The organism is Synechococcus sp. R55.7, from assembly GCF_047461955.1.
GTDB lineage: Bacteria > Cyanobacteriota > Cyanobacteriia > Thermostichales > Thermostichaceae > Thermostichus.
The window spans coordinates 1522-8304 of sequence record NZ_JANSIC010000091.1 but is presented as its reverse complement, the minus strand read 5'-3'; the positions used below and the strand labels follow the sequence as shown (position 1 = coordinate 8304).

Genomic DNA, 6783 nt, shown 5'->3' with positions numbered 1-6783 from the left:
GGGATCCCCCACCCGCCTGCCCTCGGCGTCAAATCGCTGTAGGGGTAGGGTCAACTCCAGCTCTTGCAGCTCCAAAGGTTGAGAGACCCCCCTGCCGCGCCCCAAAGCAAAGCCATCCGCCGCTGCCGGGTTCACGTCATAGCCGATATCTGCCATTGCTTCGACGGTGAGAATGCTTAAGGGGTTGGCTACCCCCCGGTCGATGCGGCTGGTCATCAGCTCGCGGCCCAAGACGCTCTCCCGCCAATGGGAATCTCGGGATCCCTCCCCAAACTCGTTTTCTAAAGGAACAGAGGGCGCGTTTCCTCCCAGCGTGGCGAAGGCGCTGACCGCCCTGGGGCCGATAAAGCGGGGATCGTAGCCAGGGGGCGTAGGCTGATCCCGTCCCACCAAGCCCACCGTTAGCCCCTTGGGATCCCAGACGATGGGCAAGAAGCCCAAGGCATGGCCCAACTCGTGCAGGGCAGTAATGGGCAGATCCCCTCGCTCTTCCAAAGCCGATAGGTTTTGGCTGTTGAACAAAATGACGGAGTAGAAAGGCAGACCGTTAGAGGCCCGCACAAAACAGGGAGCAGCTCCCCCCAAAATTCGCTCGTTGCCGAGGTTTCTGGCCCGCACCTCCACCAGCAGATCGTCGATGGGGAAATTGAGTGGCGTGCTGGGAAACCCTCGATCGCATTCGTCGGCCCGAATGGTGGTGGGGGGCAGATCCGGCTGGTCACCAACGATGATCTGTTGCCAGCGCAGAGCGGCATTGCGGACGATCGACTGCTGGGTGGGGGTGAGACTGTTGTCGGGAAAGCGAACGTCAATGGTGAACTGGGAAGCAGGCGCAGTCGTTGGCGAGGGCAAAGGGGCAGGAATGACAGTCGGAGTAGGGGTGAGAACGACAGTTGGAGTAGAAGTGGGAATGACGGTTGGAATGGGAGTGGGAATGACACTCACAGAAGAGGAGCCACCACTTCCCCCGCAGGCCTTGAGCGCCAGTACCAGAAGCACAGCCACCAGGGATCCAAGCAGGCGCAGGCCCCACACTCTGCCCAAAAGCAGTCGCTGCCTTGAATTCACACCACCTCCCAAAAAGCCCCATGACCCAAGTGGATCATACCGGCTGCAACCATCCTCCCGAGCATGATTTGCGTCACACCGCACCGGTCAACTTCAAGGCCAGGAAGAGATGGGTTTGGAGGTCTATATTTTCAGGTCAGGATCTCTCAATCTGAGGAGTCGGAAGAGTTTTCCTCTTCTATGCCCCAGCCCGCAGCCAAAACATCCACCGCTGCCCGCAGCGCCTGGTTATCCCCCAAGAGCTCCTCGGGATCCGAACGCGGCTCCACCAGGGGAACCAAGCGCAGAATACGTCCGTCCTGAACCAAGTCGATAACCACGCCCGGCTGCTCCTTGCCCAGGTTGGCAATCTCTTCTTCGGAAGCGGGATCCCGCAGACAGGCATAATCAAAGCTGTTCACATTTAAGTAGAGGCTACGGTTTACCACCAGTGTGGCAGCAGTGGGATCCTGAAAAACATCCACCACGCAGCCTTCCCCCTGCTTCCGTACCGAGCCATCGACGATATCAAAGTAGCGAACACGGGCCAAATCGGATAGCAGTCGGTAAATATCCCGCTTGTTCACCAAAGTTCCCGTATTCACAATACAGGGGGCACAGGGATGAGTGTCTGTCATAGAGCAGTCGGTCTCGAAAGGTCAACAGATTGAGAGTAGGCAAAAGGAAAGCAACATCAACAGTGTCTGCAAACTATCTCCGAAAACATCAGTCCTCGGCAATTCTAGGCGCGGTTATGGTTGACAAGCAACAGGTATCCGTAACTTTACAAAAACTTTAATCAGCTAAAAAAGAGAGAAGTAGCCTGCCCTGCTTTATCCAGTTAACCCAGTGCAACAACAGAACAACTCGCTCCATTCCGCCTACCCAGGGCTCAGACTGCTCTCAAGGCAAAATCAATCCATAGCTTTGCTTCTATCGACTTTATCACAGCCTTCCAAAAAGGGCACAGGCCACTACAAGGTGCAATCTCCAGACAAAAGGGACAGAGGCTGTCCGGCAGGATTCTACCTGCATCTTGTGGGAAGGCAAGTAGCTGAGCAGCTTTAGACTCTAGATATTGTAGATAGATATTGTAGATGAACCCCGAACAGACCGTCTTCGATTCAGAACTCTCCCCTTGGCTTCTTAGGAAGGATAGCATAGGACACCAAGCCCGCTGCCTAGAAATAGCGTTGACTCTTCGCCGGAGACGACTTTTGCCGTGGTAACCACTCCCCAACGCCAGACCCTGCCGGTTGTCGATTTTGCCGCCTTTCAAAACGGAACGTCAGGTGAGCGGGAGCAGTTTGTCCGCCAGGTGGGGGAAGCGCTGCAACAGATTGGCTTTTTTGCCTTGGTTAACCATGGCCTATCGCCGGAATTGATCCGGGAAGCCTATGAAGCCGCAGAAGCCGTTTTTCTTTTGCCAGAGCCAACCAAGAGAGCCTATGAGGATCCGGCGCTGCTGGGGCAACGAGGGTACACCCCCTTTGGCAAAGAACACGCCAAAGATCATCCCTACCCTGACTTGAAAGAGTTTTGGCACATCGGGCGCGAAGGGGATCCCCACCTTCCTGCCAACATCTGGCCTCGGGAGGTGCCCCAATTTCGCAGGGTGATGGTAGAGCTGTTCGCCCAACTGGAAACCTGTGCCCAGGGCCTGTTGCAGGCGGTCTCTCTGTATCTGGGGGAGCCTGCCGAATACCTGCCCAAAGCGGTGGAAGGAGGAGCCAATCTCTTGCGGGTGATTCACTATCCGCCCCTTCCCGCTGAAGCCCCTCCCCAGAGTTTACGAGCTGCAGCCCATGAAGACATCAACTTGATTACGCTCTTGTGTGAAGCCACCGCACCAGGTCTAGAGCTTCTGCAACGAGATGGATCTTGGCTGCCCATTTCGGCCCTCCCTGGTCAGATCATTGTCGATGCCGGGGATATGCTGCAAAACCTCACCAATGGCCTGCTGCGCAGCACCACCCATCGGGTGACCAACCCCGACAACCCTCAAGAATGCCGCTTTTCCATTCCCTTCTTTGTGCATCCGCGGCCAGAGGTGGATCTCACGCCCTTGCCGACTTGTGTGGCCCGCACCGGCGGGATCCCTCGGTTCCCTTCCCTGACTGCCGGAGAATACTTGGCCCAGCGGTTGAGGGAAATCGGCCTGGCCGAGGCAGGATCCCCGCCCCAGCATTGATCCCAACTGGGGGTCTCTATGGTTCGGATCCCAGCCCTGCCCTACGAGTATGAAGTTCCCAGCCTGTCTCAGTTGGCCCTGGTGATCATCGATATGCAGCGAGATTTCCTGGAACCAGGCGGCTTTGGGGAGATGCTGGGCAATGATGTCACCCAACTGGGATCCATTGTGCCCACCCTGAAGGGGCTGCTGGACTTTTGTCGTCAGAAGGGCCTAACCATCATTCACACCCTAGAGGGTCATCAGCCAGATCTCTCCGATTGCCCGCCCAGCAAGCGCAAACGCGGCAAGGGATCCCTGACCATTGGGGATGAAGGCCCTATGGGGCGGATTTTGATTCGCGGAGAGCCGGGCAACACCATCATCCCTGAGCTTGCTCCGCTTGCGGGAGAGATCGTCATCCCCAAACCCGGCAAGGGGGCTTTCTACGCCACCGAGCTGCAAGCAATCTTGCAAAAGCGCGGCATCACCCACCTGCTGTTCACCGGGGTAACCACAGAAGTCTGCGTGCAAACCACAATGCGCGAGGCCAATGACCGCGGCTATGAGTGCCTGCTGGTGGAAGATTGCACCGCCAGCTACTTCCCAGAGTTCAAGCAAGCCACCCTGGAGATGATCCGGGCGCAAGGGGGCATCGTCGGCTGGACGAGTTCTGCTCAGAACATCCAAAAAGCGTTATCGGGTTTACAGTGAGTGTGAATAACCCAACAAGCGTGAGGCTGAACCGATGACACTGGCTCAGGAGGCAACTGCCCAAGTCCCCGCCTTTTGCGAAGGGATCCAGTACTTCGGGGATCCCTGGCCGGAATTTGACCGCCTGGGCCAGGCCCCTGCAGTGGATGCCGGCACCGGGAAACTGAGGGATCCCGGCAGTCGCATGGCCGCCTACCAAACCTTGCTCTATGCCGATGCCTTGCGCTACCTCACCCTGCAAATGACCGCCAGCAAAGCCTCAGGCCACCCAGGGGGATTTGCCAGCCAAGCAGAAGCCTATGCCGCTCTGGTGTACCTGGGCCAGAAGAACATCCCCACCGAAGTTGGGCACCACGCGCCGGGCTTTTACGCGGCCATGTTTTTGGATGGATCCCTGGCCGAGATGGGCATCCACACCGTCTCCGACCTGCGGGCCCGTTTTCGAGAGCGGGAAGGGCTGTTGGGTCACCTCTCTGGCTACATTCCCGGACTGCTGGCGCCGGCTGGGCCGCTGGGGCAGGGGCAGCACTTTGCCATGGCGGGGGCATTACTCTACCCGGATCGCCTCTTCCCGGTCACGATTGGGGATGGCGGCCTGGGAGAGCCCTATGTGATGAGCTCCATGATTCACTTCCACACGGCTTTCCCGCAGCGCACCAACTTCCTGCCGGTGCTGGTCTGGAACGGCTACAGCCAAGAGCACCACAGCATGATCTCCACCGCCAGCAACGCCCAGATGGCCGAGTATTGGCGGGGCAACGGCTTTGAGGAAGTGGTGTTGGTGGATGCCAAGGACTTTGACGATGCCCAACAGCCTGGCCCTTACGTCGACAGCACTCAGTTTTCCCTAGAAGCCCGCCTTGCCTTTGCCCAAAGGGTGCTGATCGAAATGGAGCGAGCCATCCAATCAGCCCTGAGCGGACAATTAACGGTTTTCATCCTCAAGCAACTGAAGGGGGCTGGGGTACATGCCAAGGGATCCAAGTCCCACAACCTCTACGGCCACCACACTCTGGATCACCCGGACATTGTGGCGGCTCTGCGGGCGCGGGCCTTACATCCGGCAGCTTGGGCCCTGGTGCGACAAAACTGCCAACGGGCAGCCGGGGGGCCAGCCGCCAAGGTGGCGGTTACAGAGTTCGTTCGGCCTTTGCCGCCTTTGGGATCCCTGAACCTGACGGAGTTTCCCCTGGGGGACAAGCAGGTTTCCACCACGGCCATCGGATCCCTGGTGGTGCAGGTGGGGCAGAAGGATCCCGACTTTTTGGTGGCCAATGCCGACGGCAACGAAGCTTCCGGCATTGCCAATGTGAACCAAGGTCTCAAGGTGATTCACCCCACGGTGGATCCCTTATACAACCAACAGCCCCAAGGCCAGGTCTACGAACCCCTGAGCGAAGATGCCTGCGCAGGACTGACGGCGGGCCTAGCCCTCTTCGGCGGACGCTCCCTGTGGTGCTCCTACGAGTCCTTTGCCGTCAACGGCCTACCCATCTGGCAGACGGTAACCCAAGCCATGGCGGAGCTGCGCCGGCCCACCCCCTCGGCCATTGCCCTCTTCACTGCCGGCGCTTTGGAACAGGGGCGCAACGGCTGGACCCACCAACGCCCGGAAATTGAGGCCTACCTGGCGGCCATGATGCGCAACGGCAACATCTTTCCCCTCTTCCCGCCGGATGCCAACTGTGCCCAAGCTGCCTACGAATGGGCCCTATCCACCTGCAACAAAGGGATCCCTATCATCGCCAGCAAAACCCCCCTGCCCATCCGCACCACCCTCGAACAAGCCCGCCAAGCAGTAGAGCAGGGCTGCACCGTCCTTCAGGAACTTCCTGGATCCCGCACCGTCGTCTTTGCCGTGGTGGGGGATATGATTCTCCTGCCCGTGTTCGAGGCGGCTGAGCAGCTCCAAGCCCAAGGGATCGGCTGCAAGATCGTCTCGGTGATTAACCCCCGCCGTCTGTATCGCCCCGGCGACGTGGCTTGGTCCACCTGTGCTCAGCCAGATGGGGAATTCATGTCCGACCAAGAATTTGCCGCTTGGTTTGCCGGCGAGGCCCTCATCGGCGTAACAGGCGGATCTAGCCTGATGCTCGAACCCTTGATGTTGCGCTATGCCGGCCCGCGGGATTTCTTCGCTTGGAAACGCGGGGAAACCACCGCCACCCCCGCCGAATTGATGGACTACAACGGCCTGACAGCTCAGGCACTAGCAGAACGAGCCAAGCAACTGCTATGCTGAGGGCGAGCTTTTAGCTTGGTTAGCATTGTCCACCTTATTTTTTCCTATGACTGCGGCTAGCTATCTCCGAGAGAAGCTTGAGAGGATATCTCCCACCGAGAGGGTAGAGCGAGTTGTTGTCCAACACTTTGCTGTTCCTCTCCTGCAGGCGCTTGGCTTTGACGACTCGGAAATTAGAGATGAATTCGAGACAGGTTGCGGCCAGGTCGATCTCGCAGCAAGAAAGAACGGAGATCCTGAAGATATTTTCTTTAGATCCCCGAAGAATCCCTACTTGCTTTTGGAGGCAAAATCTAGAGCAGTTAATCTCAGAGAAGGATCTTGCTATAGAGATGCAGTTTGTCAGATAGAAAGTTACTTGCTTGCCAAGAACTGCAAATCTGCAAAATGGGGAATTATCACCAATGCAAATAACATCCAGCTTTGGAGGAAGCACGGAAAAGTCGTTCACCCCGCTACAGCAAACCTTGATATTAGCTCAGATAACATTGAGAGCATAGTGCGTAACTTGCGAGACAAGATAGAAAACTATGAGCGCGCTCTGACTGTATGCGTGTATAACAATAAAGGGGGCGTAGGCAAAACAACGACGATCATTAACCTTGCGGCA

Annotated in this window: 6 protein-coding genes; 4 read left to right on the top strand and 2 right to left on the bottom strand. The window is 57.5% G+C overall.

Translation table 11 applies throughout. The features are described from left to right. Positions 1-1068 (bottom strand): leishmanolysin-related zinc metalloendopeptidase (locus NW820_RS06530; protein WP_414407023.1); only part of this gene is annotated, 1068 nt, incomplete at its 3' end. A 146-nt stretch (positions 1069-1214) separates the two neighbouring features. After that, a complete protein-coding gene (locus tag NW820_RS06525) occupies positions 1215-1685 on the bottom strand; it encodes a hypothetical protein (protein ID WP_414331929.1) in 471 nt (156 codons plus the stop codon). Between the two features lie 584 nt (positions 1686-2269). On the opposite strand from NW820_RS06525, the gene NW820_RS06520 reads away from it, so the two are divergent. The 4 genes from NW820_RS06520 to NW820_RS06505 form a co-directional block, all read left to right on the top strand. Continuing rightward, positions 2270-3238, top strand: coding sequence for an isopenicillin N synthase family dioxygenase (locus NW820_RS06520; RefSeq protein ID WP_414407022.1), 969 nt, complete (start codon positions 2270-2272; stop codon positions 3236-3238). Positions 3239-3256: 18 nt separating this feature from the next. Next, positions 3257-3931, top strand: coding sequence for a cysteine hydrolase family protein (locus tag NW820_RS06515; protein ID WP_414407021.1), 675 nt, complete (start codon positions 3257-3259; stop codon positions 3929-3931). 34 nt (positions 3932-3965) lie between these two features. Further along, the gene (locus NW820_RS06510; RefSeq protein WP_011432437.1) at positions 3966-6173 is read left to right on the top strand and encodes a transketolase; all 2208 of its coding nucleotides are present in this window, start codon (positions 3966-3968) and stop codon (positions 6171-6173) included. Between the two features lie 46 nt (positions 6174-6219). Continuing rightward, positions 6220-6783, top strand: a 564-nt coding sequence (locus tag NW820_RS06505; protein WP_414407020.1) for a type I restriction enzyme HsdR N-terminal domain-containing protein, incomplete at its 3' end; no start/stop codon positions are given.

What these genes read in the sequence shown, in the direction of transcription:
- NW820_RS06510 (WP_011432437.1), top strand. Translation starts at nt 3,966, where the DNA reads ATGACACTGGCTCAGGAGGCAACTGCCCAAGTCCCCGCCTTTTGCGAA.
- NW820_RS06525 (WP_414331929.1), bottom strand. Translation starts at nt 1,685, where the DNA reads ATGACAGACACTCATCCCTGTGCCCCCTGTATTGTGAATACGGGAACT.
- NW820_RS06515 (WP_414407021.1), top strand. Translation starts at nt 3,257, where the DNA reads ATGGTTCGGATCCCAGCCCTGCCCTACGAGTATGAAGTTCCCAGCCTG.